21 protein-coding genes, 1 tRNA gene and 1 pseudogene are annotated in these 24,476 nt (G+C 72.7%); 15 read left to right on the plus strand and 8 right to left on the minus strand.

The features are described 5' to 3' along the window. Positions 1-55 precede the first annotated feature (55 nt). On the plus strand, positions 56-667 hold the full coding sequence (locus ACSU6Z_RS17020) for a CGNR zinc finger domain-containing protein (RefSeq protein WP_437046636.1): 612 nt from the start codon (positions 56-58) through the stop codon (positions 665-667). A gap of 82 nt (positions 668-749) precedes the next feature. Here ACSU6Z_RS17020 and rarD read toward each other — a convergent pair whose 3' ends face one another. The 6 genes from rarD to ACSU6Z_RS17050 all read right to left on the minus strand — a co-directional run bounded on the left by rarD (position 750) and on the right by ACSU6Z_RS17050 (position 9,261). Further along, on the minus strand, positions 750-1,745 hold the full coding sequence (gene rarD, locus ACSU6Z_RS17025) for an EamA family transporter RarD (protein ID WP_437046637.1): 996 nt from the start codon (positions 1,743-1,745) through the stop codon (positions 750-752). A 202-nt stretch (positions 1,746-1,947) separates the two neighbouring features. Next, positions 1,948-3,027: a 2-oxoacid:ferredoxin oxidoreductase subunit beta gene (locus ACSU6Z_RS17030; RefSeq protein WP_437046639.1), complete on the minus strand. Its 1,080-nt coding sequence runs from the start codon at positions 3,025-3,027 to the stop codon at positions 1,948-1,950. Beyond that, positions 3,020-4,948 carry a 2-oxoacid:acceptor oxidoreductase subunit alpha gene (locus tag ACSU6Z_RS17035; RefSeq protein ID WP_437046641.1) on the minus strand — a complete coding sequence of 643 codons (1,929 nt, stop codon included), beginning with the start codon at positions 4,946-4,948 and terminating at the stop codon, positions 3,020-3,022. The genes ACSU6Z_RS17030 and ACSU6Z_RS17035 overlap by 8 nt, the downstream gene beginning before the upstream one ends. Before the next feature lie 285 nt (positions 4,949-5,233). Further along, a complete protein-coding gene (locus tag ACSU6Z_RS17040; protein WP_437050356.1) occupies positions 5,234-5,893 on the minus strand; it encodes a LuxR C-terminal-related transcriptional regulator in 660 nt (219 codons plus the stop codon). A gap of 292 nt (positions 5,894-6,185) precedes the next feature. Next, positions 6,186-7,547: a sensor histidine kinase gene (locus tag ACSU6Z_RS17045; RefSeq protein WP_437046642.1), complete on the minus strand. Its 1,362-nt coding sequence runs from the start codon at positions 7,545-7,547 to the stop codon at positions 6,186-6,188. 325 nt (positions 7,548-7,872) lie between these two features. Further along, the gene (locus tag ACSU6Z_RS17050; protein ID WP_437046644.1) at positions 7,873-9,261 is read right to left on the minus strand and encodes a sensor histidine kinase; all 1,389 of its coding nucleotides are present in this window, start codon (positions 9,259-9,261) and stop codon (positions 7,873-7,875) included. 208 nt (positions 9,262-9,469) lie between these two features. Here ACSU6Z_RS17050 and ACSU6Z_RS17055 point away from each other — a divergent pair, with 208 nt between their 5' ends. The 13 genes and pseudogenes from ACSU6Z_RS17055 to ACSU6Z_RS17115 form a co-directional block, all read left to right on the plus strand. Further along, positions 9,470-9,877 (plus strand): NADH-quinone oxidoreductase subunit A, encoded by a 408-nt coding sequence (locus tag ACSU6Z_RS17055; RefSeq protein ID WP_437046646.1) that lies wholly within the window; start codon positions 9,470-9,472, stop codon positions 9,875-9,877. Continuing rightward, positions 9,868-10,524, plus strand: a complete 657-nt coding sequence (locus tag ACSU6Z_RS17060) for an NADH-quinone oxidoreductase subunit B (RefSeq protein ID WP_437046648.1) — start codon at positions 9,868-9,870, stop codon at positions 10,522-10,524. The genes ACSU6Z_RS17055 and ACSU6Z_RS17060 overlap by 10 nt, the downstream gene beginning before the upstream one ends. Then, the gene (locus tag ACSU6Z_RS17065; protein WP_437046649.1) at positions 10,521-11,840 is read left to right on the plus strand and encodes an NADH-quinone oxidoreductase subunit C; all 1,320 of its coding nucleotides are present in this window, start codon (positions 10,521-10,523) and stop codon (positions 11,838-11,840) included. Before ACSU6Z_RS17060 ends, ACSU6Z_RS17065 begins: the two co-directional genes overlap by 4 nt. Then, positions 11,837-12,805: a complex I subunit 1/NuoH family protein gene (locus ACSU6Z_RS17070; protein ID WP_358779946.1), complete on the plus strand. Its 969-nt coding sequence runs from the start codon at positions 11,837-11,839 to the stop codon at positions 12,803-12,805. The genes ACSU6Z_RS17065 and ACSU6Z_RS17070 overlap by 4 nt, the downstream gene beginning before the upstream one ends. A 2-nt stretch (positions 12,806-12,807) precedes the next feature. Continuing rightward, entirely contained in the window at positions 12,808-13,506 is a 699-nt protein-coding gene (locus tag ACSU6Z_RS17075; RefSeq protein ID WP_437046652.1) for a NuoI/complex I 23 kDa subunit family protein, read from the plus strand. Further along, on the plus strand, positions 13,503-14,246 hold the full coding sequence (locus ACSU6Z_RS17080) for an NADH-quinone oxidoreductase subunit J family protein (RefSeq protein WP_437046653.1): 744 nt from the start codon (positions 13,503-13,505) through the stop codon (positions 14,244-14,246). Before ACSU6Z_RS17075 ends, ACSU6Z_RS17080 begins: the two co-directional genes overlap by 4 nt. Beyond that, positions 14,246-14,635 carry an NADH-quinone oxidoreductase subunit NuoK gene (nuoK, locus tag ACSU6Z_RS17085; RefSeq protein WP_437046655.1) on the plus strand — a complete coding sequence of 130 codons (390 nt, stop codon included), beginning with the start codon at positions 14,246-14,248 and terminating at the stop codon, positions 14,633-14,635. Before ACSU6Z_RS17080 ends, nuoK begins: the two co-directional genes overlap by 1 nt. Further along, positions 14,632-16,626, plus strand: a complete 1,995-nt coding sequence (locus ACSU6Z_RS17090) for an NADH-quinone oxidoreductase subunit 5 family protein (protein ID WP_437046656.1) — start codon at positions 14,632-14,634, stop codon at positions 16,624-16,626. The genes nuoK and ACSU6Z_RS17090 overlap by 4 nt, the downstream gene beginning before the upstream one ends. Before the next feature lie 6 nt (positions 16,627-16,632). Then, positions 16,633-18,261, plus strand: a complete 1,629-nt coding sequence (locus tag ACSU6Z_RS17095) for a complex I subunit 4 family protein (RefSeq protein ID WP_437046658.1) — start codon at positions 16,633-16,635, stop codon at positions 18,259-18,261. Next, entirely contained in the window at positions 18,258-19,793 is a 1,536-nt protein-coding gene (locus tag ACSU6Z_RS17100) for an NADH-quinone oxidoreductase subunit N (protein ID WP_437046660.1), read from the plus strand. Before ACSU6Z_RS17095 ends, ACSU6Z_RS17100 begins: the two co-directional genes overlap by 4 nt. A gap of 320 nt (positions 19,794-20,113) precedes the next feature. After that, complete coding sequence (gene htpX, locus ACSU6Z_RS17105; RefSeq protein WP_437046662.1) at positions 20,114-20,977, plus strand: zinc metalloprotease HtpX; 864 nt, start codon at positions 20,114-20,116, stop codon at positions 20,975-20,977. Then, complete coding sequence (locus tag ACSU6Z_RS17110; protein WP_437046664.1) at positions 20,974-21,366, plus strand: YccF domain-containing protein; 393 nt, start codon at positions 20,974-20,976, stop codon at positions 21,364-21,366. The genes htpX and ACSU6Z_RS17110 overlap by 4 nt, the downstream gene beginning before the upstream one ends. Positions 21,367-21,694: 328 nt before the next feature. Then, positions 21,695-21,922, plus strand: a pseudogene (locus ACSU6Z_RS17115) (GlsB/YeaQ/YmgE family stress response membrane protein); the annotation flags it as partial. Between the two features lie 226 nt (positions 21,923-22,148). On the opposite strand, the gene ACSU6Z_RS17120 reads toward ACSU6Z_RS17115, so the two are convergent. Beyond that, the gene (locus ACSU6Z_RS17120; protein WP_358779934.1) at positions 22,149-22,637 is read right to left on the minus strand and encodes a YajQ family cyclic di-GMP-binding protein; all 489 of its coding nucleotides are present in this window, start codon (positions 22,635-22,637) and stop codon (positions 22,149-22,151) included. A gap of 224 nt (positions 22,638-22,861) precedes the next feature. Between ACSU6Z_RS17120 and ACSU6Z_RS17125 the strand changes: the two genes are divergently transcribed. After that, positions 22,862-22,943, plus strand: a tRNA-Tyr gene (locus tag ACSU6Z_RS17125). A gap of 164 nt (positions 22,944-23,107) precedes the next feature. Here ACSU6Z_RS17125 and ACSU6Z_RS17130 read toward each other — a convergent pair. Further along, complete coding sequence (locus ACSU6Z_RS17130) at positions 23,108-24,475, minus strand: tyrosine-type recombinase/integrase (protein ID WP_437046666.1); 1,368 nt, start codon at positions 24,473-24,475, stop codon at positions 23,108-23,110. Position 24,476 lies beyond the last annotated feature (1 nt).

The raw sequence follows: 24,476 nt of genomic DNA on the forward strand, positions 1-24,476 counted from the left end.
TTATAGTGGTTACATGAGTGGGTGGGCAAGGAAACCGCAGGAACGTTCGCCCGGCATGACACTGATTTCCTCCGACGGGCGGCCGTACCGCTTCGACCCGGGCGCCCTGTGCCTGGAGCTGCTGACGACGGGCGGGCCGGGTCCCTTCGCCCGGTACGAGGTACTGCACACGCCCGCCGACCTGGTCGCCTGGGCCGCCCGGAGCCGGTTGCCGGACGGACTGGACCCGGTCGTCGACGAGGGGGAGGTGGAACGGGCACGAGCCCTGCGCGACGCCCTGTTCCTGCTCGCCGCCGATCGCGCCCACGGCCGTCCGCTGCGGCCGGACCACCTCGACGTCGTCAACGCCGCCGCGGCCGAGCCCCCGCTCGTCACCCGCCTCGAACCGGACGGCACCCGCGGCTGGGCCCCGGGCGCCACCGGCACCCGACTGCTGTCGACGGTGGCCCGCGACGCGATCGACCTGTTCACCGGCGCGTACGCCGATCGCATCCGTGAGTGCGACGCCCCCCGTTGCCGCCTGCTCTTCGTCGACACCTCACGCCCGGGCCGCCGCCGCTGGTGCGCGATGGAGCACTGCGGCAACCGAGAGAAGGCGCGGGCGCACCGGGCCAGGGCGGCCGGTGGGCACCGCCGGGAACCGGACGACGGGTCCCCTCCGCCGTAACCGTCCTCCCCGCTCCCCGTTCCCCTCGTCCCCCGCGGACTGCTCCAGCTCGGTGGGACCGGACCCCCGGCGGTGACGGCCGCTATGGCCTGGCGTCGAGCGGCTCGGCCTTCTCGCCCCTCGCGGCCCTCTCGGCCTGCCCGGTCTCCTCGGCCCTTCGGGCCCTCTCGGCCCTGAGCGTCAGCGCGGACCGGCGGGCGGTGCGCAGCGCGTCCCAGGTGAGCAGCGCGAGCGCCAGCCACACCAGCGCGAAGCCGGCCCAGCGCTCGGGCGGCATGGCCTCGTGGAAGTACAGGATGCCGAGCAGGAACTGGAAGACCGGGGCCAGGTACTGGAGCAGTCCCAGCGTCGACAGCGGCACGCGGATCGCCGCCGCGCCGAAGCAGACCAGGGGGACCGCGGTGACCAGGCCGGTCGCGGCGAGCAGGGCCGCGTGCCCGGGGCCCTCGGCGGTGAAGGTGGAGTCCCCTTGCGCGGACAGCCACAGCAGATAGCCGAGGGCGGGCAGGAACTGCACGGCGGTCTCGGCGGCCAGCGACTCGACGCCGCCGAGGTTGACCTTCTTCTTCACCAGCCCGTAGATGGCGAAGGAGAAGGCGAGGACGAGCGAGATCCACGGCGGGCGGCCGTAGCCGACGGTGAGGACCACGACGGCGGCGAAACCGACCCCGACGGCCGCCCATTGCACGGGACGCAGCCGCTCCTTCAGCAGCAGCACGCCCATGGCGATGGTGACCAGGGGATTGATGAAGTAACCGAGTGAGGCCTCGACGACGTGGCCGCTGTTCACGGACCAGATGTAGACGCCCCAGTTGACCGTGATGACGGCGGCGGCGACCGTGACGAGCGCCAGCTTGCGGGGCTGCCGCAGCAGCTCGCCGGCCCAGGCCCAGCGCCGTACGAGGAGCAGCGCGACGGCGACGAGGGCGAGGGACCACACCATCCGGTGCGCGAGGATCTCCACCGCCCCGGCCGGCTTGAGCAGCGGCCAGAACAGGGGGACGAGGCCCCACATGCCATACGCCGCGAAGCCGTTCAACAGGCCTATTCGCTGCTCTCCCCTGGACGTCCCGGCCATGGGCCCTCCTTTCGACGGTGTCGTCCTTGCTGCACGAAGGTAGCGCCGGAAAGCCCGCCTGTCATGTCCGTACTTCTAAACGGTCATGACAGAGGGGTGGGGCCCCGGGCCGCCCCTCCCGACGCGGCGAGGCCCGGGCACTGTCGTCCCGGGCCTCACGAGTCACCGGCGGTCCGCGCCACCGCCGTGTCACCGCCTGATCTCAGCCGACGACCGTCCAGGTGTCGCCGCCGGCGAGCAGGGCGGCCAGGTCGCCCTTGCCGTTCCGCTCGACCGCGGTGTCGAGCTGGCCGGCCATCTGCGTGTCGTAGACGGGCCGCTCGACGGAGCGGAAGACGCCGATGGGGGTGTGGTGGAGGGTGTCCGGGTCGGCGAGGCGGGAGAGGGCGAAGGCGGTGGTCGGGGACGCCGCGTGGGCGTCGTGGACCAGGATGTCCGCCTCGTTCTCGGGCGTGACGGTGACGACCTCCAGGTCACCGGTGCGCGGGTTGCGCACGACGCCCTTGGCGCCGTCGGCGCCGAAGCGGATCGGCTGCCCGTGCTCCAGGCGGATCACCGCTTCCTCGGCCCGCTGCTTGTCCTTGAGGGCGTCGAAGGCGCCGTCGTTGAAGATGTTGCAGTTCTGGTAGATCTCGATCAGGGCGGTGCCGGGGTGGGCGGCGGCTTGGCGCAGGACCTCGGTGAGGTGTTTGCGGTCGGAGTCGACGGTGCGGGCGACGAAGGTCGCCTCGGCGCCGAGCGCCAGGGAGACCGGGTTGAACGGCGCGTCCAGGGAGCCCATCGGCGTCGACTTGGTGATCTTGCCGACCTCGGAGGTCGGGGAGTACTGGCCCTTGGTCAGGCCGTAGATCCGGTTGTTGAACAGCAGGATCTTGAGGTTGACGTTGCGGCGCAGGGCGTGGATGAGGTGGTTGCCGCCGATGGACAGCGCGTCGCCGTCACCGGTGACCACCCACACGGACAGGTCCCGCCTGCTGGTGGCCAGGCCGGTGGCGATGGCCGGGGCGCGGCCGTGGATGGAGTGCATCCCGTAGGTGTTCATGTAGTACGGGAAGCGGGAGGAGCAGCCGATGCCGGAGACGAAGACGATGTTCTCCCTGGCCAGCCCCAGCTCGGGCATGAAGCCCTGCACGGCGGCGAGGATGGCGTAGTCGCCGCAGCCCGGGCACCAGCGCACCTCCTGGTCCGACTTGAAGTCCTTCATGGACTGCCGGCCCTCGGCCCTGGGGACGAGGGCGAGCGCCTGGACCGTGCTCGTGCCTGACGTGGACGTCTCAGCCATCGATGGCCTCCTTCAGCGCCGCGGCGAGCTGCTCCGCCTTGAACGGCATGCCGTTGACCTGGTTGTACGAGTGGGCGTCGACCAGGTACTTCGCCCGGATGAGGGTGGCGAGCTGCCCGAGGTTCATCTCGGGGATCACCACCTTGTCGTAACGCTCCAGCACGGAGCCCAGATTCCGCGGGAAGGGGTTGAGGTGGCGTAGGTGGGCTTGGGCGATCGGCTCCCCGGCCGCGCGCAGCCGGCGTACCGCGGCGGTGATCGGTCCGTAGGTCGAGCCCCAGCCCAGGACGAGCGTGCGGGCCCCGTGCGGGTCGTCGACCTCGATGTCGGGGACGTCGATGCCGTCGATCTTGGCCTGGCGGGTGCGGACCATGAGGTCGTGGTTGGCGGGGGCGTAGGAGATGTTCCCCGTGCCGTCCTCCTTCTCGATGCCGCCGATGCGGTGCTCCAGACCGGGCGTGCCCGGGACCGCCCACGGGCGGGCCAGGGTCTGCGGATCGCGCTTGTAGGGCCAGAAGACCTCGGTGCCGTCGTCCAGGGTGTGGTTGGGGCCCTGCGCGAATCGGACGGTGAGGTCGGGCAGCTCGTCGGTCTCGGGGATGCGCCAGGGCTCGGAGCCGTTGGCGAGGTAGCCGTCGGAGAGGAGGAAGACCGGGGTGCGGTAGGTCAGGGCGATCCGGGCGGCCTCCAGGGCGGCGTCGAAGCAGTCGGCCGGGGTGCGCGGGGCGATCACCGGCACCGGCGCCTCGCCGTTGCGGCCGTACATCGCCTGCAGCAGGTCCGCCTGCTCGGTCTTGGTCGGCAGGCCGGTGGACGGGCCGCCGCGCTGGATGTCCACGATCAGCAGCGGCAGCTCCAGCGAGACCGCCAGCCCGATGGTCTCGCTCTTGAGCGCCACTCCGGGGCCGGAGGTGGTGGTGACGGCCAGCGAGCCGCCGAAGGCGGCGCCCAGCGCCGCGCCGATGCCCGCGATCTCGTCCTCGGCCTGGAAGGTGCGCACGCCGAAGTTCTTGTGCTTCGACAGCTCGTGCAGGATGTCCGAGGCCGGCGTGATCGGGTACGAGCCCAGGAACAGGGGCAGGTCCGCCTGGCGGGAAGCGGCGATCAGGCCGTAGGACAGGGCCAGGTTGCCGGAGATGTTGCGGTACACGCCGGGCGGGAACGCCTTCGCCGCCGGCGCCACCTCGTAGGAGACGGCGAAGTCCTCGGTGGTCTCGCCGAAGTTCCAGCCCGCCCGGAACGCGGCGATGTTCGCCTCCGCGATACCGGGCTTCTTCGCGAACTTGGAGCGCAGGAACCTCTCCGTGCCCTCGGTGGGCCGGTGGTACATCCAGCTCAGCAGGCCCAGCGCGAACATGTTCTTGCTGCGCTCGGCCTCCTTGCGGGTGAGGTCGAAGTCCTTCAGCGCCTGGACCGTCAGTGCCGTCAGCGGCACCGGATGCACGTGAAAGCCGTCCAGCGAGCCGTCCTCCAGCGGCGAGGTCTCGTAGCCGACCTTCTGCATCGCCCGCTTGGTGAACTCGTCCGTGTTGACGATGATCTCCGCGCCCCGCGGCAGGTCGCCGATGTTCGCCTTCAGCGCGGCCGGGTTCATCGCGACCAGCACGTTCGGCGCGTCACCGGGGGTGAGGATGTCGTGATCGGCGAAGTGGAGCTGGAACGACGACACACCCGGCAGCGTCCCGGCGGGCGCGCGGATCTCGGCGGGGAAGTTCGGCAGCGTCGACAGATCGTTGCCGAACGACGCGGTCTCGGAGGTGAAACGGTCGCCCGTGAGCTGCATACCGTCACCCGAGTCACCCGCGAACCTGATGATCACTCGGTCCACCCGGCGGACGTCCTTGGTCCCCGCCGGTTCGCGCTGTTCTCCCACGACGGTTCCGTCGGCCTGCTCCGCTGGGTTGCTGACCTGGCTGGTCACTGAACTGGACCTCCCTCTGGGCGGCTGTCCGGGGACTGGTCTCCCGCGACCATCCCAGGACCAACCCTACGACCGTAAGGCTCGCCTTCCCGGGGAGAATCACATGATGGACGGGGCGCTGGACGCACCGCCCGCCCCGGGCGTCCGAGCCACGGCGGGCCGGGGACCACCGGATCCGCGCCGGGCGCCCTCCACCGGACGGGTGACACCGGCACCGGACGGGTGACACCGGCACCGGCGGCGGCCGGGGCCGGTGAGGCGGCGAGGGGACGGGCAGGGGAAGGGCTACGGGTTCAGGTAGGTCAGCACGGCGAGGACCCGCCGGTGGTCGCCCTCGCTCGGGGACAGCCCCAGTTTCAGGAAGATGTTGCTGACGTGCTTCTCGACGGCGCCGTCGCTCACGACGAGCTGCTTGGCGATCGCCGAGTTCGTCCGCCCCTCCGCCATGAGCCCCAGCACCTCCCGCTCCCGCGGGGTGAGGCCGGCCAGCACGTCCTGCTTGCGGCTGCGCCCCAGCAGCTGCGCGACCACCTCCGGGTCGAGCGCGGTACCGCCCCGGGCCACGCGCACCACCGCGTCCACGAACTCCCGCACCTCGGCCACCCGGTCCTTGAGCAGATAGCCCACGCCCCGGCTGGAGCCGGCCAGGAGCTCGGTGGCGTACCGCTCCTCCACGTACTGCGACAGCACCAGCACGCCCAGCTCCGGATGGGTCCTGCGCAGCTCCACCGCGGCCCGCACACCCTCGTCGGTGTGGGTCGGCGGCATCCGCACGTCCGCGACGACGACGTCGGGCAGCTCGCCCAGCGCGTCCAGCTCGGTGATCGTCTTGATCAGTGCCTGGCCGTCGCCGACACCGGCCACGACCTCGTGCCCGCGGTCGGTCAGCAACCGGGTCAGGCCCTCCCTGAGCAGCACTGAATCCTCGGCGATGACCACCCGCACCCTGTCCTCCACGTTTCCTCGCCCCCCCACAGCCCGTGCCGGCTCGTGCCCGCCCCTGCGAACAGGACCAGCATCCCAGTTCCGGGACCGCGCGTGCACGGGTGACGCGATGGGCGGTGCGGTGCGCGTCCTCGCGGGCTGGTGGCGGGCGGAGGGGCCGCAGGCCGACCAGGGGGAGGGGGCGGCCGGGCGCCCCCTCGCGGCGTGCTCCGGGCGGGCGGGGCCACCGCCCCCGCCCGGGTCCCGTCGGCCGGATTCCGCGGGGGGCGGGACCCGGCACGGCGGCAGCTCGTCACGCCCGCTCCGACCGCCACGGCAGCTCCGCCGTCACCCGCGTGGGCCCGCCGGCCGGCGAGTCCACCACGAGGATGCCGTCGACCGCGTCGAGCCGTTCCGCGAGTCCGGCCAGCCCGGAGCCGGGGGAGGGGGCGGCCCCGCCCACGCCGTCGTCCACGACCTGCAGCATCAGCCGGTTGTCCACCTGCCACACCTCGACGGCCGCCGACGTGGCCCGCGCGTGCTTGCTGACGTTCTGCAGCAGCTCGGAGACGGTGAAGTACGCGATGCCCTCGATGGCCGGGGCCGGCCGCTCCGTCAGGTCCACCTCCACCCTGACCGGCACGGTGCACCGCGAGGCGACCGACGACAGGGCCGCGTCCAGGCCGCGGTCGGTCAGGACGGCGGGGTGGATGCCGCGGGCCAGGTCCCGCAGTTCCCGCAGCGCGGTCTTCACCTCGCCGTGCGCCTCGTCCACCATCCGCGCCGCCGCCCGCGGGTCCTCCTTGAGCTTCTCCTTCGCCAGCCCGAGGTCCATGGCCAGGTTGACCAGGCGGGCCTGCGCCCCGTCGTGCAGGTCCCGTTCGATGCGCCGCAGGTCCGCCGCGGCCGTGTCGACCACGACCCCGCGGTCCGACTCCAGCTCCACCACCCGCTCCACCAGCCGCGACGGCCCGAGCAGCCCGTGCACCAGCACGCGGTCCACCATGGTCAGCGCCCGCACGATCCACGGCGTGACCAGCACGGACAGCAGGCCCACCAGCGCGGTCACGGTGATCTCGAAAGGATTGTCCAGGTAGATCCGGTGACTCTCGTCGCCGTACAACTGCAGCCCGCCCTGTCCGGCGTACATGGGGAAGACCCAGAACCACAGCGGGTACGTCAGCATCGCCCAGCCCCACACCCAGAGGGTCACGGCGACGACGAACGAGAACACCGCCCACGGGAACCGCAACAGCGCGTACAGCAGGGCCCGCCACGAGGTGCCGCTCTTCAGCACGGCCCCCGTCCACGCCATCACGCCGTTCCCCCTCACCCGCAGCGGCTCCGGGTCGGCCACCCGCAGGCCGAGCAGCCCTCGCGCCCGCGCCCGCTCCATCGCGCCGAAGCCCCGGCACCCGGCGAGCGCGGCGGCCAGCACCGGGATCCCCAGGAACGTCACCAGCAGGCCCGCCCCCAGCGACACCATCGTGACCGCGTAGGTGAAGAGCACGACGCCGGCCGGCAGGCCCAGCAGCACGTACCCGAACTCCCGCCAGGCACGCGCCTCGAACGGCGCCCGCAGCCCCGCCGGCAGCCGGTGCCGCCGCTCCCCGGCATCCCCGTACAGGCCGGGTCCGTCCCCGCGCCCGTAGCCTCGTCCGTACTCCGTGGCCATCGGCGTCGTCCTTCTCTCGTCGTCCTGCGCCTGCGCTGTCGTACCTCCACCCTGCTGGGCCCCGGCCGTGCGGACCATGCGGCCCATCGGCGTCTGGGACGGGGGGTTTTCCCCACCCTCCGGGGCGGCCGGGACGGGGCGGCGCGTGCCGGGGGCATCCGGGCGGTGCCGACGCGCGCGGTGCCGATGCGCGCGGGCCCGGGGCCACGCGCGGGCGACGCCGGGGCGGACATCGCGGAGGCGGCGGAGGCGAGGAGACCAAAGGCGGCAAAGGCCCCGGAGGCGCCGGCGCCGGGAAGGCCGCGGAGGCAGCGCGCCCGGCCCGCTACCCGCGACCGGGGGCTTGCGCGCGCTCCCGCCACGGCAGCTCGGCCGTGATCGTCGTCGGGCCGCCCACCGGCGAATCCACGACGAACAGGCCGTCGACGGCGGCCAGCCGGTCGGCGAGGCCCTTCATCCCCGTACCGCCCTCGAGGCGAGCACCCCCGCGTCCGTCGTCCTCCACCCGGATGAGGAGCCGGTCCTCCGCGCGCCACACCTCCACGGAGGCGGACCTCGCCCCGCTGTGCTTGCTGACGTTCTGCAGCAGCTCGGAGACGGTGAAGTACGCGATGCCCTCGATGGCCGGGGCCGGCCGCTCCGTCAGGTCCACCTCCACCCTGACCGGCACGGTGCACCGCGAGGCGACCGACGACAGGGCCGCGTCCAGGCCGCGGTCGGTCAGGACGGCGGGGTGGATGCCGCGGGCCAGGTCCCGCAGTTCCTGGAGGGCGAGTTTCACCTCGCCGTGCGCCTCGTCGACCATGGCCGCGGCGGCGTCGGGGTCCTCCAGCAGCTTCTCCTTGGCCAGACCCAGGCCCATGGCCAGGTTGACCAGGCGGGCCTGCGCCCCGTCGTGCAGGTCCCGTTCGATGCGCCGCAGGTCCGCCGCGGCCGTGTCGACCACCACTCCCCGGCCGGACTCCAGCTCGGCGATGCGCCGCTCCAGCTCGTCGGACGGCGACAGCAGCCCCCGCACCATCGCCCGGTCGGCGTTGGCCAGGCCCCGCGCGATGAACGGCAGCACCGGCCACAGCACGAACAGCGAGGCCAGCGTGATGGTGAAGGTGAGGACGCCCCAGGGCAGCCGTATGAAGTCGTACAGGACCGTGCGCCAGCCCACCGGGTCCTTCAGGGCCATCCACAGCCGTGGGAGCAACCCGCCGGCACTCCGCAGCGGCAGCCGGCTCGGCTCGGCCACCCGCACCCCGAGCAGTGCCCTGGCCCGCGCCCGCTCCAGCCTGCCCAGCCACCGCGCGCCCACCAGCCCGGCCGCCAGCAACGGGAACCCGATCACCGTGACCGTCAGCGAGACCCCGGACAGCAGCACGGTCATGACGTAGACGAACCCGAACAGCGCGAGCGGGAGGTTCGCCAGAAGGTGGGCGATCTCCTTCCAGGTGTGCCGGTCGTAGGCGAACCGGGGCGGTGGCAGAGGCGCGCCGTCCGCGTCCCGGGAACGGGAGCGGGCACCACCTGTGCCGGTCTTCCCCGTCCGGCCGGCGGCGTTCCCCGCAGGACCTGCGGATACTTCCCCGACACGGCCGGCGGGGTCGGCGAGGGCTCGGCCGGCCCGGCCGGCGGGAGCCCGCCCGGCACGATCGGCGGGGGCCTGCCGGGTGCGGCCGGTGACGGCTTCCCCCGCGTGGTCCGGGGACGAGAGGCGTTCGGTCATACGGGCCAGCGTGCCGTGCGGCGGGACCCCACGCCATGAGGCGGACCGCCCGGATCCCCTGAGGAGAACCCCACCCGTCGGGCCCCGTCCGCGTCCCAAGGCGCGACGGGCTGCTCACCGCGTCTTCGGCAACGCCTAGACTCCTTTGCGTAGAGGTCGTGGAAGACCGTCGAACGGCAGCGTTCAGGAGAGGGAGCGAGGGAAGGACGTGCGGACACCGACCGTCGTCGATGCGACCGTCGTCGCGGCGGACTACTTCCAGTCCTACTCGGTCGTCGGACTGCTCGCCGTCGTGGGCGTGCTCTTCGTCGCCGCGGCCTTCGGGGCGGGACGCCTGCTGCGGCCGGTGGTCCCCACCCCGGAGAAACTCCTGACGTACGAGTGCGGCGTCGACCCCGTGGGCGAGGGCTGGGCCCACACCCAGGTCCGCTACTACGTCTACGCGTTCCTCTACGTCATCTTCGCGGTCGACTCGATCTTCCTGTTCCCCTGGGCGACCGTCTTCGCCGACCCCGGCTACGGCGCGGCCACCCTCGTGGAGATGTTCATCTTCCTCGGCTTCCTGGCCGTGGGCCTGCTGTACGCGTACAAGAAGGGCGTCCTGACATGGACGTGACCCCCACCCCCGCCCCCGTGCCGCTCCCCGGGCCCGAGCGTCTCCCCGCGGCAGGCGCAGGCAGGCTGGGCACACTCTCCCGCCTGGCCCCCGAGCCGATGAAGGTGATCCTCAACTGGGGGCGCCGCTACTCGCTCTGGGTCTTCAACTTCGGCCTGGCCTGCTGCGCGATCGAGTTCATCGCCGCGTCGATGGCCCGCCACGACTTCATCCGACTCGGTGTCATCCCGTTCGCACCGGGTCCGCGCCAGGCCGACCTGATGGTGGTCTCCGGCACGGTCACGGACAAGATGGCCCCCGCCGTGAAGCGCCTGTACGAGCAGATGCCGGAGCCGAAGTACGTCATCTCCTTCGGAGCCTGCTCCAACTGCGGCGGCCCCTACTGGGACTCGTACTCCGTGACCAAGGGCGTCGACCAGATCATCCCCGTGGACGTCTACGTCCCGGGCTGCCCGCCCCGCCCCGAGGCGCTCCTCCAGGGCATCCTGAAACTGCAGGAGAAGATCGCGCGGGAGTCGCTGGGGGAGCGGTACGGCGCGTCCCCCCGCCCGTCGGCGGCCGCCCTGCGGAGCGGCCTGGTGAAGCCGCCGGTCCCGGACGCGGCGTCCCGTCCGGACTCCGGCCCGGTCCCCGGGGAGGACCGATGACCGCGGCCGGCTGGCTGCCCGCCGACGTCGAGGAACTCTTCGGCACGCAGGCCACGGCCGAGGAGTCGTACGACGTCCTGACGGTGGACGTACCGCCCACGGCCTGGACCACCGCCCTGGAGACCGCGCGCGACCGGCTGGGCTGCACCTACTTCGACTGGCTGAGCGCGGTCGACGAGCCCGGCACGGGCTTTCGCGTCGCGGCGCACGTCGCGGCCCTCGCCCCGGTACGCCGCCTGCTGCTGCGCACCACGGTCCCGCACGAGGCTCCGGTCCTGCCCACCGCGGTCGGGGTGTACGCGGGCGCGGCTTGGCACGAACGCGAGACCCACGAGATGTTCGGCGTCGTCTTCGAGGGCCACCCGGCACTGGACCACCTGCTGCTCCCGGAGGGCTTCGAGGGCCACCCGCTGCGCAAGGACTTCGTCCTGGCGGCGCGGGTCGCCAAGGCCTGGCCCGGGGCGAAGGAGCCCGGCGAGTCCGACCACGGCGGCCCGCGGCGCCGCCAGATGCTGCCCCCCGGCGTCCCCGACCCCAACGAATGGGGCCCTTCGAAGGGCCAGCTCCCGCCCGCCCCGGCCCGGCCCGCCCGGGGCGCCGGCCGTGCGGCGCCCGCCGCCCGCCCGGCGGGCGACCGCCCGGTACGCCGTACCCGTACGGCCGCGGAGGGCTCCGCCGGCCAGGCGTCACCGGCCGCCGCCTCCACCGAGCCCCCCTCGGCACCGGTGCCCCGCCGCGCACGCAGTGCGAGCGAGGGCTCGGCGTCCCAGCGGGCCGCCGAGCCCCCGGGCCGCCCGGGCGGCCCCCGGCGTGCCCGCAGCGCCTCCGAGGGCTCCGCGAGCCAGCGCGCCACGCCGTCCGGTGCCGCGCCGTCCGGCGCCATGCCGTCCGGTGCCGTGGCGCCGGACGAGGCAGCCGCGAACCCCCGGGCCGCGACGTCCGGGGGAACGGCGCCCTCATCCGCCGCCCCGAAGACCGGGGCGGCGGCCCCCCGGACGACCCCGCGCAGCCCGGACGCCCCGTGGCACCACGCCCGCCCGGCCTTCGGCGAGCCGGCCTCCGAGCCGCGCCCGGAACCCGAGTCACACCTGGCCTCCGAGCCGCGCCCGGACTCCGAGCCGCGCCCGGGCTCCGAGTCGCGCCCGGGCTCCGAGCCGCACACGGACTCCGAGCCGCGCCCGGAGGACTCCGCGGATCCCGGACGCCCCGGAACCCCCGCGCAGCCCACACACCCGGAACATCCCGCGGAACCGGAACGCCCCACCCACCCGGAACGCCCCGCAGACCCCGAAGCCCCCCGAGGAGGAACGCAGTGACCGACGCGCTCGACGTCACCCTGCGCCTCCTGGCCGTCTTCGTCGTCTTCCTGGCCCTTCCCCTGGTGGTCGGCCAGACCGAGCACAAGGTGATGGCCCACATGCAGGGCCGCCTGGGCCCCATGTACGCCGGCGGCTTCCACGGCTGGGCGCAGCTCGTCGCCGACGGCGTGAAGTTCGCGCAGAAGGAAGACGTCGTCCCGGCGGGCGCGGACCGCCGTATCTTCCAGCTGGCCCCCGCGGTCGCCCTCCTGCCGTACCTCCTGGTCCTCCTCGCCATCCCCATCGGCCCCGGCGAGGGCGCCGTCGGGCAGGTCGTCGACGCCGGCATCTTCTTCGTCCTCGCGGTCATGGGCGTCGGCGTGCTCGGCTCGCTCATGGCCGGCTGGGCCTCCGCCAACAAGTTCTCCCTCCTCGGCGGCCTGCGCACCGCCGCCCAGCTCCTCGCCTACGAACTGCCGATGCTGCTCGCCGCCGCCTCCGTCGCGATGGCGGCCGGCACGGTCTCCCTCCCCGGCATCCTCGACGCCTTCGAGTGGTGGTGGCTGCCCTGGCAGATCGTCGGCGCGATCGTGTTCTTCGTGGCGGGACTGGCCGAACTCCAGCGCCCGCCCTTCGACATGCCCGTCGCCGACTCGGAGATCATCTTCGGCGCCTACACCGAGTACACCGGCCTGCGCTTCGCCCTGTTCCTCCTCGCCGAGTACGCCGGGATCGTCGTCCTGTGCGGCCTGACCACCGTCCTCTTCCTGGGCGGCTGGCACGGCCCCTGGGGCGCCGACGGCCTCGGCTGGGTGTGGACCCTGCTGAAGACGGCCGTCCTCGCCTTCGTCGTGATCTGGCTGCGCGTGACCTACCCCCGCCTGCGCGAGGACCAGCTCCAGAAACTCTCCTGGACCCTCCTCGTCCCCCTCGCCCTCGCCCAGATCGCCCTCACCGGCGTCGTCAAGGTGGTGATCCAGTAGCCATGGCCGAGTCCCTTCCGCCCACCCGGCGCCGCATCCCCGGCAGCGGCCTCGCCAAGGGCCTGGCCGTCACCCTGCGCACGATGACGAGGAAGACCGTCACCGAGCAGTACCCGGACGTCCAGCCTGACCTCCCGCCGCGCAGCCGCGGCGTCATCGGGCTGTTCGAGGAGAACTGCACGGTCTGCATGCTGTGCGCCCGCGAATGCCCGGACTGGTGCATCTACATCGACTCCCACAAGGAGACGATCCCCGCAGCCGCCCCCGGCGGCCGTGAGCGCAGCCGCAACGTCCTCGACCGCTTCGCGATCGACTTCTCCCTGTGCATGTACTGCGGTATCTGCATCGAGGTCTGCCCCTTCGACGCGCTGTTCTGGTCCCCCGAGTTCGAGTACGCCGAGACCGACATCCGCGACCTGACCCACGAGCGCGACAAGCTCCGCGAGTGGATGTGGACGGTCCCGGCCCCGCCGGCCCTGGACTCCGGCGCGGAGGAGCCGAAGGAACTCGCCACCGCCCGCAGGACCGCCGACAAGCTCGCCGCCCAGCGACAGGCCGAAGCAGCCGAAGCCCCCGCGGGGCCGAAGTCCCCGACCGAACCGCACGCCGACGAGCAGGCCCGCGCGGCCGAGCAGCCGACGCGGCCGATGGGGGAGTCCCGGCAGCAGCTGGACCAGCCGAGGCGGGAGGGCCGGGAATGACCCTCGCCGCGACCGTCGGCGGTCCCGCCGCGCCCCTGGCCGCCGAGGCCCACGGCTTCCTCTCGCCCACCGGTGTCGAGATCGCCTTCCTCCTCGTCGGCCTCGTGACCCTCGGCGCCGCGATCGTCACCGTCACCACCAAGCAGCTCGTGCACGCCGCGCTGTGGCTGGTGGTGGCCCTCGGTGGCCTGGCCGTCGAGTACCTCCTGCTCACCGCCGAGTTCATCGCCTGGGTGCAGGTCCTCATCTACGTCGGTTCCGTCGTCGTCCTCCTCCTGTTCGGGCTGATGCTCACCAGGGCCCCGATCGGCCGTTCACCGGACGCCGACTCCGGCAACCGCTGGGCCGCCCTCACCGTGGCCGTCGCCGCGGCGGCGGCCCTGGTGTGGGTCGTCGTCGACGCCTTCCGGACGACCTGGATCGACCTGGACGGCCCGGCCGCCGGTTCCACGCGGGTGACCGGCGCGAGCCTCTTCCAGAACTGGGTCCTCCCCTTCGAGGCCCTCTCCGTCCTCCTCCTCGCCGCCCTCGTCGGCGCGATCGTCCTCTCGCGGAAGGCCAAGGCGGACGCGGCCGGCACCGCCGCGGACCCCGCCGGTGTCCGCGGCGACGCCCCGAACCCGCCGCACACGGCAGGCACGGCGCGTACGGCACCCGCGCCGGACACCCGGGACGGCGCGGGCCGCCCGGACACCGCGGGCGCGCCCGGACAGGCCGACGACAAGGACGGTGACCGCTGATGCACCTCGCCTATCCCGCCGTCCTGTCCGCCCTGCTGTTCTGCACGGGCCTGTACGGCGTCCTCGCCCGGCGCAACGCGATCCTGGTCCTGATGTCCGTCGAGCTGATGCTCAACGCCGTCAACCTCAACCTGGTCGCCTTCGACGTCTGGCTCGGCAGGGCCGCCGAGGAGACCCTGCACTCCGGTCAGGCCCTGACCCTGTTCACCATCGCCATCGCCGCCGCCGAGATCGGCATCGGCCTGGCGATCGTCCTCGCCGTCCACCGCAACCGCGGCACCGCGGACATCGACAAGCTCCGCGACACCGCCGAGGGCCACGGCACCGACGGCCCCGACCACGACGCCCTCACGGCCGCCGAGGCCGAGAAGGCTGAGGCCACCGCGTGACCACGACCACCCTCGCCGTCCTCGTCCCCCTCCTTCCGTTCCTGGGCGCCGTCGCCGGCCTCCTCCTGGGCCGCACCGCCCCCGGCTTCGTCCGCCCGCTCGCCGTCCTGCCGACGCTCGCCTGCCTCGTGCTCGCCGCGCTGGTCGCCGCGGACCAGGGCGGCGGCCGGGCCGTCGACGCCGCCACCGAACTCACCCCCACCGGTTCGGTCCCGATCGAGCTCGCCCTGCACATCGACGGCTTCGCCGCGCTCACCGCCGTCCTGGTCGCCCTCGTCGCGACCTGTGTGCAGATCTACTCCACGGGCTACCTGCGCGAGGACCCGCGCTACCCCTCCTACGCCGCGCTCGTCTCCCTCTTCACCTCCGCCATGCTCCTCGTCGTCTACTCCGGCGACCTGATGGTGCTGCTGGTCGGCTGGGAGATCATGGGCATCTGCTCGTACTTCCTGGTCGGTCACTACTGGGAGACCCCTCAGGCCCGCGCCGCCTCCCTCAAGGCCTTCCTGGTGACCAAGCTCGGTGACGTCCCCTTCCTCATCGGCCTGTTCGCCCTGGCCGCCGACGCCGGCTCCTTCCGCGTCACCCGCATCCTCGGCACGGTCGCGAGCGGCGGACTCGACCACCCGACACCGATCGCCCTGCTGCTCCTGGCCGGCGTGGCGGGCAAGTCGGCGCAATTCCCGCTGCACACCTGGCTCCCCGACGCGATGGCGGGCCCGACACCCGTCTCCGCGCTGATCCACGCCGCGACGATGGTCGCCGCCGGTGTCTACTTCATCGCCCGGCTCCTCCCGGTGTTCGAGGCCTCGCGGGCCGCGATGGTGGTCCTGGCCGTCATGGCCGCGGTCACGATGGCCGGCTCGGCGCTCGCCGCGCTCGCCCAGGACGACATCAAGCGCGTCCTCGCCTACTCGACGATCGGCCAGCTCGGCTACATGACCGGTGCCCTCGCCGTCGGCGACCGGTCGGCCGCCGTCTTCCACCTCCTGTCCCACGGTGCCTTCAAGGCGCTGCTGTTCCTCGCGGCCGGAGTGATCATCCACGCGGCCGGCACCAACTCGCTGGCCGCCATGTCCCGCATGCGGAACCTGCGCGACCGCGTCCCCGACGCCTACTGGACGATGACCGTGGCGCTGCTGGCGCTCGCCGCGATCCCGCCGTTCAGCGGCTTCTTCTCCAAGGAGTCCGTCCTCGGCGCCGCCGAGCACGTCGCCGGCGGCCACACCGGGCACGCCCCCGGCGCCGCGGGCTGGACCGTCCTGCTCGCCGGCCTGCTCACGGCCCTGCTCACCGCCGCCTACGCGACGCGCCTGTGGCTGCTCGCCTTCCGCGGACGGGGCACCGAGGCCCCCGACCACGGCCGGCAGCCGGTCACCATGAACGCGGTGCTCTGGCTGCTCGCCGTGCCCTCCCTGGCCTTCGGCGGGTTCGCGTTCCGCCTGCTGCCCGACTGGTTCGACGGCCGCGACCTGACACCGACCCTCACCACCTCCGTGCTCGGCACGGGCGTGGCCCTGGCCGGCGGCATCGTCACCTACGCGGCCTGGCGGCACACCACCGCGCTCGCCGCCAGGTCCCCCCTCGGAGCGGTCGCCGCCCACCCGGAGGGCGACGCCGGCCAGGTCGAGGCCGAGGCCATCGCGACCCACGCGCCCGCCTACGGCGACGTGGCCCACGCCTCCGACCCGTCGGATCCCGGACGGCTCCTGCTCGGCCCGCTGCACCGGCACGCGGCCGCCGGATTCCACCTGGACGCCGTGTACACGGCCCTGTTCGTCCGCCCGGTCCGCGCCGGGGCGAGCCTCGTCCGGTTCCTGGACCGCGAGGTCGTCGACACCTACGTCCGCGGGGCGGGCGCCCTGCCGCGCTGGCTCGGGACCGCCGTACGCCGGGCCCAGACCGGCAACGTCCAGACCTATGTGAGCGCGCTGCTCGCCGGCACCGTCGTCCTCGCGGTCGCCGCCGTCCTCGTCGCCACGGGAGCGTGAGCAGGCGTGATCGATATCAGCGAGTCCGTGATGCAGTTCCTTCTGGCATTCGTCGTCGTCGGCCCGCTCCTCGGTGCCGCCGCCGCCCTCCTGCCCGCCCCGCCCGGGCTGAAGGGGAAGTCACCCGAGCAGGCCGTGCTGCGGCACGGCGTCACCGTCACCGGCGCCGTCCTCCTCGCTGCGGTCGTCCTCGCGCTCGGCTTCGACCACGGCCACCCGTCGAGGATGCAGGCGAGCACGGACATCAGCTGGATCCCCGCCCTCGACGTGCGGATCCACCTCGGCATCGACGGCATCTCCCTCCCCCTCCTGGTCCTGACCGCGCTGCTGACCTTCCTCTGCGCGCTCCACAGCTACTTCAAGCCGCTCTCCGGCCCGTCCCCGAAGGCTTTCGTCGCCCTGCTGCTCGTCCTGGAGTCCGGCACCCTCGCCACCTTCGCCGTCCTCGACCTGCTGCTGTTCTTCCTCGCCTTCGAGATGGTCCTCATCCCGATGTACTTCCTCATCGCCCGCTGGGGCGGCGAGGGCCGGGCCGAGGCCGCCTGGAAGTTCATCCTGTACACGCTGCTCGGCTCCGTGGTCATGCTGCTCGGCCTGCTCCTGGTCGGACTGAGGGCGGGCACGTTCGACATGGTGGCACTCGCCACTGACAACGGCCGGTCGCTGACCACGTCCGTGCAGGTCATCGCCGTTCTGGCGATCGGGATCGGGCTCGCGGTGAAGACCCCGATGTGGCCGCTGCACAGCTGGCTGCCCGACGCCCACACCGCCGCGCCGACCGTCGGCTCGGTCCTGCTGGCGGGCGTCCTGCTGAAAATGGGCACGTACGGCTTCGTCCGCATCCTCCTGCCCGTCGCCCCCGACGGCCTGCGCACCTTCGCGCCCTACCTCGCGGCCTTCGCCGCCGTCGGGATCATCTACGGGTCCCTGGCCTGCCTGGCCCTCGCCAGGCGGGGCGCGAAGGGCGACCTCAAGCGGCTCATCGCCTACTCCTCCGTCGGCCACATGGGCTTCGTCCTGCTCGGCATCGCCACCATGACCCCGACCGGCGTCAACGGCGCCCTGTTCGCCAACATCGCCCACGGCCTCATCACCGGTCTGCTCTTCTTCCTGGTCGGCGCCCTGAAGGACCGCACCGGCACCACCGACCTCGACACCCTCGCCTCCCCGTCCCCCGGCCACCGCCGCTCGGCGAGCGGCTCCGCCGCACCGGATCGATCCGGGACCGGCGCCGCGCTGTACGGCAGGGCCCCCCGTCTGGGCGCCCTGCTCGCCTTCGGCGCGGTCGCCTCGCTCGGCCTGCCGGGCCTGGCCGGTTTCTGGGGCGAGATGCTGGCCCTGTTCGGCGCCTTCGACCCGCACGCCGGCCTCAGCCGCCCCGCCTTCCTCACCTTCATGGCGATCGGCGCCTTCGGCACCCTGCTGACCGCCGCGTACCTGCTGACCGTGGTCCGCCGCGTCTGCATGGGCACCGTCCCGCACGACGCCCCGGCCCTCACCGACGTGCGCCGCCACGAGTTCGCGGCCTGGACGCCGCTCGTCGTCCTCACCGTCGTCGCCGGGCTGTGGCCCAGGGTCCTCCTCGGGCTGACCGACCCGGCCGTGCAGCAGCTCCTCGCAGGAGGCACCCGATGAGCTCCCCGGTCCAGCTCCTGGCGCAGCCCCCGGCGGTGTCGCTGGTCCAGTCCGTCGACTGGCTCGCCATCGCGCCGCCGGCCATCGCCGCCGTCCTCGGCCTGGTCGTCCTCGTCGCCGACCTCTTCGTGGGCGCACACCGCAAGGCGCTCCTCGGCTGGGCGTCGGTCGCCGGCCTCGCCGCGTCCCTCCTCATGCTGCTGCCCCTCCTCGACGGCGACCGTTCCACCTTCTGCCTGACCGGGGACCCCGAGGCCTGCAGCTACACCGCCGACCCGTTCACCCTGGTCATCCAGTTCCTGGTCCTCGGCGGCGCCCTGGTGTCCGCCCTGCTGTCGGTCACCGCCCTGAAGGACGCCGACCGGGGACTGCCCGAAGGGGAGTACTGGTTCCTGCTGCTCTCCTCCGCGGCCGGCGCCGCCCTGCTGCCCGCCTCCCGCGACCTCGCGACCCTCGTCGTCGCCCTGGAGGTCGCCTCCCTGCCCGCCTTCGCCCTCGTCGGCCTGCGGCACGGCGACCGCCGCTCCTCGGAGGCGGCCCTGAAGTTCTTCCTGTCCTCGGTCACCGCCACCGCGGTCAGCCTCATGGGCATCAGCTTCGTCTACGCCTCCACCGGCACCCTCCACCTCACCGGGATCGCCGACCGGATCCAGCACGTCGACGGGCAGCTCACCACGCTCGCCCACGCCGGCGTCGTCCTCACCCTCGTCGGCTTCGCCTTCAAGACGGCCGCCGTGCCCTTCCACTTCTGGGTCCCCGACACCTACGTCGGTGCCCCCCTGCCCATCGCCGCCTACCTGTCCGTCGTCGGCAAGGCGGTCGGCTTCTCCGGCCTGATCCTCGTCACGGTCGTCGCCCTCCCGTCGTACGCCGGCGTCTGGGGGCCGGCCCTCGCGGCACTGGCCGCGCTCACCATGACCATCGGCAACGCGGGTGCCCTCCGCCAGCAGGCCACGCGCGCGTACAGCGCGGTACGCCTCCTCGCCTGGTCGTCCGTCGGCCAGGCCGGCTACCTCCTGGTGCCGATCGCCGCCGCCGCGTACTCCGACGACGCCGAGCGGTCCGTCGGCTCCACCGTCGCCTACGCCCTCATGTACGCCGCCGTGAACCTGGGCGCCTTCGCGGTGGCCGCCCTGGTGGGCCGCACGCGCCCCCTCAACCGCGTCCGCGACTACCGCGGCCTGTACGCGACCAACCCCCTCACGGCGCTGCTCCTGGCGTTCTTCCTGCTCTGCCTCGCCGGGCTGCCGCCGGGCATCATCGGCCTGTTCGCCAAGGTCACCGTCTTCTCCGCGGCCGTCGACGCGGGCCTGGGCTGGCTCGCGGTGGTCATGGCCGTCAACGTCGTCGTCGCGCTGTTCTACTACCTCCAGTGGACGGCCCTGCTGTTCCGCGCCCCCGAGGGGGAGGCGGTCCGGCACCGCCTCCCCGCCCCCCTCACGGCCGCGATCACCGTCACCGCGGTCCTCGCCGTCGCCCTCTCGGGAGCACCCCAGCTGGTCCTGCGCTTCGCCGACACCGGGCTGTTCTGACCCCGGCCACCCTGGCCCGGGGCACCCGGCACTCCTCGCACACCGGCTGCGCCGAGCACCGGTCGGCGCGCGCCACGCGCGCGTGGCGCACGCCGAGGCCCACGCGCGCGTGCCGCGTCCCGCTCCCCCGGCGGGTGCGCGCCACCGCGCGCACCAGGGAACTGGTGACCCCCGCCTGGCGTTGACCAGTACGGGAGAGTCCACCGGACCTGCTGGACGGGACACCACGGCACCAGTGGGACCGGAGACCGGAAAGCAGGACCAGCAAGCGAGAGCGCCAAGCAAAGGGTTCCCCTGCCGCACCACTTGGAGGGAGTACCGTGCACCGCCGGCACAACGGGCTCAGGACCGCAGTACTCCTCGGGGGGCTGTCCGCACTCATCGTCCTCATCGGCGGCTTCTTCGGCCGGGCGGGACTCGTCGTCGCCGTCCTGGTCGCCCTGGGCACGAACGCCTACGCGTATTGGAACAGCGACAAGCTGGCACTTCGCGCGATGCGTGCCCGCCCGGTGAGCGAGTTCGAGGCCCCCGGTCTGTACCGCATGGTCCGCGAGCTCTCCACCCAGGCCCGCCAGCCCATGCCGCGCCTGTACATCTCCCCGACGGAGGCGCCCAACGCCTTCGCCACCGGCCGCAACCCGCGCAACGCCGCCGTGTGCTGCACCGAGGGCATCCTGCGCCTGCTGGACGAGCGGGAACTGCGCGGCGTCATCGGCCACGAACTCAGTCACGTCTACAACCGCGACATCCTGATCTCCTCGGTCGCCGGCGCCCTGGCCTCCGTCATCATGTTCCTGGTCAACTTCGCCTGGCTGATCCCCGTCGGGCGCTCCGACGACGACGACGGCCCCGGCCTCCTCGGCATGCTGCTGATCATGATCCTGGGACCGCTCGCCGCCACCCTCATCCAGCTCGCCGTCAGCCGTTCCCGGGAGTACGAGGCCGACACCTCGGGCGCCCGGCTCACCGGTGACCCGATCGCCCTGGCCAGTGCCCTGCGCAAGCTGGAACTCGGCACCAAGCGGTTGCCGCTGCCTCCGGAACCCCGCATCGAAACCGCCAGCCACATGATGATCGCCAACCCCTTCCGCCCGGGTCAGGGGCTGTCGAAGATGTTCTCTACCCACCCGCCGATGGCGGACCGCATCGCCCGGCTCGAGAAGATGGCAGGCCGCCCGCAGTGAAGACCGTCCTCAACCTCGTATGGCTCGTCCTGAGCGGCTTCTGGCTGTTCCTCGGTTACCTGCTGGCCGGTGTGCTCCTGTGCGTCACCGTCATCGGCATCCCCTTCGGCATCGCCGCGTTCCGTATCGGCGTCTACGCCCTGTGGCCCTTCGGCCGCACGACCGTCGAACGCCGGGAGGCCGGCGCGCCCTCCTGCGTCGGCAACGCCCTGTGGCTGGTCCTCGCCGGCTGGTGGCTGGCCCTCGGCCACATCGTCACCGGTGTCGCGCTCTGCGTCACGGTCGTCGGCATCCCCCTCGGCATCGCCAACTTCAAGCTGATCCCGGTCTCGCTGTTCCCGCTCGGCCGCGAGATCGTCCGCACGGACCAGCCGTTCGCGACCCGCTGACCGTACGGGCCCCGTCGGCGGCTCACCCCGGCGGCCCGTCCCCGTCCGGGCACGGCGTGGCGACGGACGCTCCGCCGGCTCGGCCGCCCCGCTCGTTTTCCACAGGTCCGCTTCCCTCGGGCCCCGGGTTGTCCACAGGCCGGCCCGGCTGTCAGCGGCGGCCCGCATGATGAACCCATGCCCGGGATCGCGCGGTTGCCGGCACGGCCGACCGCCCGAGGCCCGCCCGGGCGGAACCACCGCGACGCCGCCCACCGCCGCACCCCGTACGCGCCCACGCCCACCGACACCACGGGAAGGGGGACCGCCCTCACCACACACCGGGCTCCTGGCCGGAGCCGTCGCCAAGTTCCCGCTGCCGGGCCGGGGCCCGGGAGGGATCGTCGGCACGGCGTTCACCGGCGCCGCCCGCGCGTTCGCCGGAGGCCGGATGCCGGCCCGCTGGCCGGACCACCCGATCACCAGGGACCCCCACGACGGTGCCGCCCGGGCCGCGGCGCTCGGCGGCTCGCTGGTCCTGCTGATCGGCTGTCGCCTCCTGCGCGGCCACTCGCGCGGCCGAGCGTGCCTCGCCTCGCGCGGCTGGGCATGCCTCGCCCGCCTCGGACCGCCGGCCCTGCCGGAGGAACCCGCGGTGGACGGGGACCGAGAGGGCACGACGAGGCCGCCGCCGGGGCCGGGGGGCCGGACCCGGCGGTCCGCCCCGTCGTGCCGGCGTACCGCACGCCGCGTGTTCGGCAGCGCCGGCGCGGGGCCGGGCCGGCCGGTGGGCCGTCAGTCGGTCACCGGTAGTTGACGAACTGCATCGCGAAGTCGAAGTCCTTGCCCTTCAGCAGGGCGATCACGGCCTGCAGATCATCTCGGCTCTTCGAGCTGACGCGCAGTTCCTCGCCCTGGACCTGAGCCTTCACGCCCTTCGGGCCCTCGTCGCGAATGATCTTCGCCACCTTCTTCGCGTTCTCCTGGGAGATGCCCTCCTGGATCGTCGCGAAAATCTTGTACTCCTTGCCGGAGAGCTGCGGCTCACCCGCGTCCAGCGCCTTCAGCGAGATGCCACGCTTGATCAGCTTGGACTGGAAGACGTCGAGGACAGCCTTCACCCGGTCCTCGGAGTTGGCCTCCATGAGGATCTTCTCGCCGGACCACGAGATCGAAGCCCCCACGCCCTTGAAGTCGTAGCGCTGCGAGATCTCCTTGGCGGCCTGGTTGAGGGCGTTGTCGACCTCCTGCCGCTCGACCTTCGAGACGATGTCGAAACTGGAGTCGGCCATGTCCTGTGGCTCCTTGTATCAGGGTGCGTGTCGGGTGCGTACGGGGTACGTGGGCGGCCGCGGAGCCCGGGAGGGCGTCCCCGGCCGCATCCGGACAAGCCTAGCCACCCCCCACCCTCCGGGCGCACGATCAACCGGGTGGCGAAGCACCCCTCCACATCGGGTATTGTTTACGTCGTTGCCACGGAGCACCGCCGAAAAGCGGTTCGAAGGGCAGCTACCCCGGCGGTGTGCCCGAGCGGCCAAAGGGAGCAGACTGTAAATCTGCCGGCTCAGCCTTCCCAGGTTCGAATCCTGGCGCCGCCACAAGACCGAAAGGGTCTGTGACCAGCAGCAATGCTGATCACAGACCCTTTCGGCGTTGACGGGCCCGACCTGATCGTTATGGGTGCTTTTTCCCAGTGTGTCTCACCCTGATTCGGGTGCTGACCAGTCCGTGTGGGGCAGGCGTGGGGCAGCTTCCGCTCGTCCTAGCTGCCGTTCTTCAGCGCCCGCTCGATCCGGGCGTTCGCCGTGGCGGCGCCGCCGTCCAGGCACTTCGCGTACACCCGGAACAGCACGGCCACGCTGTGACCGGCGCGAGCGGCCACCTCCTGCGGCTCCACACCGGAGCTGAGCCACGTGGACACGGCGGCGTGGCGAAGATCATATGGGCGCTTCGCCAGCAGCGACGCGCACTGGGCGGGCGTGAGAGCACGCGCACGGGCTTCCGCCCACACCTCGCCGTATCCGGTGTCCTGGATGAGTCCGCCGCGTTGCGTCCGGAACAGCCGCCCGTCGGGGGCAACGCCGTACGCGGTGACGTGCCACCGGAGCAGGTTCACGAGATCGGGCGGGATCGGAACGTTGCGCACCGCCTTCCGGGGGCGATGCTTGAGCCCTCGCCGGTCGTGCGCCTCCCCACTGTCAGTCCAGGCCGACCCGGACCGCGGGCGAGTCTCCCGGAGTCGCAGAGTGCCCCACCCCCGGCGGGGCAGGTCGCAGTCTTGGAGACGGAGGCCAATGACTTCCGCCGGCCGTGCCGCGGCGTAGTACATGCAGCCGAAGAACGCGACCAGGCGCCGCCCACGGGGGCTCTGCGTACGCACGGCATCCAGCAGGGCGAGAGCCTGCCGCGGGTCCGGTACTGAGGCGGGGTCCAGTTCCTCCGCTACCTGCTCCGGGGACTTCCACTGCACCTGCGGCAGGGGGTTGTCTGTCAGGCGTCCGGCGTCAACGGCGTAGCCGAGAGCGTTGTGAAAGATGGCCCGCTTCCGGCGGATGGTCGACGCCGCTGCCGTGGTGCCGTCCAGTTTCTTGGTCAGGGCGTCCAGGGCGGCGCGTACCTGCATACGGTCGGCCAGCGCGGATGTGGGCAGGGACTTCCGCTCGAACCATGCCAGCACGGCGGCCACGTCGTCCGGCGGTTCCTGGTCACGGCGGCTCACGTTGAATGCCCAGCTATAGAGGGCCGTCCGTACCGTCCGCGCATCAGCCATGCCCCTGGTGTCCTTGACGAGAGCGGGCGTAACGGTGGCCATGGCTTCCGCGAGGGTTCGGCGTGTGGAGCCGGGGGAGTGCTGCCATTTCATCTCGATGTACTCGCGGGCGTGCTGGTACCAGCTGACGTCGTTGCGCTGACGCAACTCGGAGAGCGGCGCACCGGTCGACTCGTCGAACGGCTCGCCTGCGTGAGCCGCCCGCAGCAGCTCGGCGCGGCGGCCCTCTGCCAGGGTCTTGGTGCGGAACGTCTGCGAGTGAGGCGTCTCGCCCGTCTTCCAGCGCAACTCTGCGGACGTCTGCCCACGATCCTTCCGCTGGCGGACGGACCAGATCCGAACGTCGTACGTCTTCCCCATC

The sequence above is a fragment of the Streptomyces sp. enrichment culture genome, assembly GCF_964273145.1.
In the GTDB taxonomy this organism is placed as follows: domain Bacteria; phylum Actinomycetota; class Actinomycetes; order Streptomycetales; family Streptomycetaceae; genus Streptomyces.

Excerpts from the sequence above, each read along its gene's own strand:
- ACSU6Z_RS17030 (WP_437046639.1), bottom strand. The coding sequence starts at position 3,027 with ATGGCTGAGACGTCCACGTCAGGCACGAGCACGGTCCAGGCGCTCGCC.
- ACSU6Z_RS17130 (WP_437046666.1), bottom strand. The coding sequence starts at position 24,475 with ATGGGGAAGACGTACGACGTTCGGATCTGGTCCGTCCGCCAGCGGAAG.
- ACSU6Z_RS17080 (WP_437046653.1), top strand. The coding sequence starts at position 13,503 with ATGACCCTCGCCGCGACCGTCGGCGGTCCCGCCGCGCCCCTGGCCGCC.
- ACSU6Z_RS17075 (WP_437046652.1), top strand. The coding sequence starts at position 12,808 with ATGGCCGAGTCCCTTCCGCCCACCCGGCGCCGCATCCCCGGCAGCGGC.
- ACSU6Z_RS17045 (WP_437046642.1), bottom strand. The coding sequence starts at position 7,547 with ATGGCCACGGAGTACGGACGAGGCTACGGGCGCGGGGACGGACCCGGC.
- ACSU6Z_RS17065 (WP_437046649.1), top strand. The coding sequence starts at position 10,521 with ATGACCGCGGCCGGCTGGCTGCCCGCCGACGTCGAGGAACTCTTCGGC.
- ACSU6Z_RS17020 (WP_437046636.1), top strand. The coding sequence starts at position 56 with ATGACACTGATTTCCTCCGACGGGCGGCCGTACCGCTTCGACCCGGGC.
- rarD (WP_437046637.1), bottom strand. The coding sequence starts at position 1,745 with ATGGCCGGGACGTCCAGGGGAGAGCAGCGAATAGGCCTGTTGAACGGC.
- ACSU6Z_RS17120 (WP_358779934.1), bottom strand. The coding sequence starts at position 22,637 with ATGGCCGACTCCAGTTTCGACATCGTCTCGAAGGTCGAGCGGCAGGAG.
- ACSU6Z_RS17100 (WP_437046660.1), top strand. The coding sequence starts at position 18,258 with ATGAGCTCCCCGGTCCAGCTCCTGGCGCAGCCCCCGGCGGTGTCGCTG.
- nuoK (WP_437046655.1), top strand. The coding sequence starts at position 14,246 with ATGCACCTCGCCTATCCCGCCGTCCTGTCCGCCCTGCTGTTCTGCACG.
- ACSU6Z_RS17050 (WP_437046644.1), bottom strand. The coding sequence starts at position 9,261 with ATGACCGAACGCCTCTCGTCCCCGGACCACGCGGGGGAAGCCGTCACC.
- ACSU6Z_RS17060 (WP_437046648.1), top strand. The coding sequence starts at position 9,868 with ATGGACGTGACCCCCACCCCCGCCCCCGTGCCGCTCCCCGGGCCCGAG.